At 63.1% G+C, this 1,640-nt stretch carries 2 protein-coding genes; both read right to left on the reverse strand.

Translation table 11 applies throughout. From position 1 onward, the window contains the following. Positions 1-166: 166 nt before the first annotated feature. Positions 167-373, reverse strand: coding sequence for a DUF1737 domain-containing protein (locus X743_RS137765; protein WP_023769479.1), 207 nt, complete (start codon positions 371-373; stop codon positions 167-169). A 49-nt stretch (positions 374-422) separates the two neighbouring features. Beyond that, positions 423-1,298: a CoA ester lyase gene (locus tag X743_RS137760; protein ID WP_023769480.1), complete on the reverse strand. Its 876-nt coding sequence runs from the start codon at positions 1,296-1,298 to the stop codon at positions 423-425. Between the last annotated feature and the right edge of the window lie 342 nt (positions 1,299-1,640).

Raw genomic sequence — 1,640 nt, forward strand, 5'->3', positions numbered from 1 at the left:
TATGAGTTCATCTGCAAAATCTGGCAAAAAGAGCCCAAACGCTTCCGACTCAATCCAGTCCATCAAATGCCGGGACTAAACACCTAGGGTCTGCGCCGCGTCGCTTCGCTCCTTGCTACGCCCTAGGATGACGAAGAGAGAGAAGGGCCTCGCCGCTTGGCAAAATCTACCAGTCGCTGAGCTTGGTATCCGGCCCATATTCCTGGCCCTCGACGTCCTTCACCACGGCCTGGCCGCAGCGCATGGTCTTGGCCTTCTTGTCATAGGCGTAGGTCGGCGAGCCGAACAGGTGCCAGCCCTTGTTCAGCGCCGCCGTCACCTTGTGGCAGAAGCTGGCATCGTCGGGGGCCGTCAGAAAGCGATAGAGTTTCATTTTTCAGTCCTGTCGTGAATATTCATAGCCCGCGAGCATAGGGCCGATATCATGCGCCGATGGCGGCGGCCTTCGCCAGCAGTTTTTCAGCCTGCGTCAGGTGCAGCCGCTCGACCATCCTGCCATTCAGCGCGATCACGGCCTTGCCGGCATTTTCGGCAAGCGAGAAGGCGTCCTTCACCGCGCGCGCCTCGGCCACCGCTTGCGCTGTTGGCACGAAGGCGCGGTTGGCGGCTTCGATCTGAGCCGGGTGGATGAGCGTCTTGCCGTCGAACCCCATGGCGGCGGATTCCGTGCATTCGCGGGCGAAAGCGTCGAGGTCGCGAAAATCATTGGCGACACCGTCCAGCATGCAGAGGCCGCCGGCGCGCGCGGCCAGCACCATCTGCATCAGCCAGGGCACGAGGTAGCGGCGATCGGGTGTCGCCAGCACGCCGGTGTCCTTGATCAGGTCATTCGTTCCGGCAACGACACAATCAAGGCGCGAGGCCGGATCGCGGCCAAGTTCGGCGATCGCGCCGATGTTGAGCAGCGCCTTGGGCGTCTCGATCATCGCCCATAATTTTACGCTATCGGGGGCAAAATTGTCGTCGAGCATATCGCCGGCCTCGAGCAGGTCGCGCGGCGTATCGACCTTGGGCAACAGGATGCCGTCGGGATCGCAGCTTGCGGCGGCCAGCAGGTCATCGGCGCCCCATTCGCTGGACAGCGCATTGATGCGGACGATCATCTCGCAGCGGCGATCGGCATCGGCGAAGATCTTCGCCAACTTCCCGCGCGCGGCGATCTTGTCGGCCGGCGACGAGGCATCCTCCAGGTCGATGATGACGGCATCGCACGAAAGCTGCGCGATCTTGGCCAACGCCTTGTCGTTGGAGGCCGGGACGTAGAGCACCGAACGGCGCGGATGGTAGGTTTCGGTCATGCCCCGATCTATGCCGCGTGTGGCCGGTGGAGGCAAGCAAGCAGAGGCTGGCGTTTCACCCTCTCCCTTGTGGGGAGGGTCGCTGCGAAGCAGCGGGGTGGGGGTGCGGCATCGACCCCCACCCGGACCTGCGGTCCGACCTCCCCACAAGGCTAGCGTGGGCACACATTTGCTTCGGGCTCATTTTTGTGAGGCGAGAACGAAGCCATCTACGATGGCGTTGAAGCGTCTGAGGCCGTGGGTGAAGGTGATAGGCCCTGGCGGGCGTTCCTTTTCGTAGCCGTTCCAGCCTCCGAGCCTGGCGATACACCAGGCGGCCCAGGCGAGCGTGTGCGTGGGGTG

Source organism: Mesorhizobium sp. LNHC232B00 (assembly GCF_000502435.1).
GTDB classification, from domain to species: domain Bacteria; phylum Pseudomonadota; class Alphaproteobacteria; order Rhizobiales; family Rhizobiaceae; genus Mesorhizobium; species Mesorhizobium opportunistum.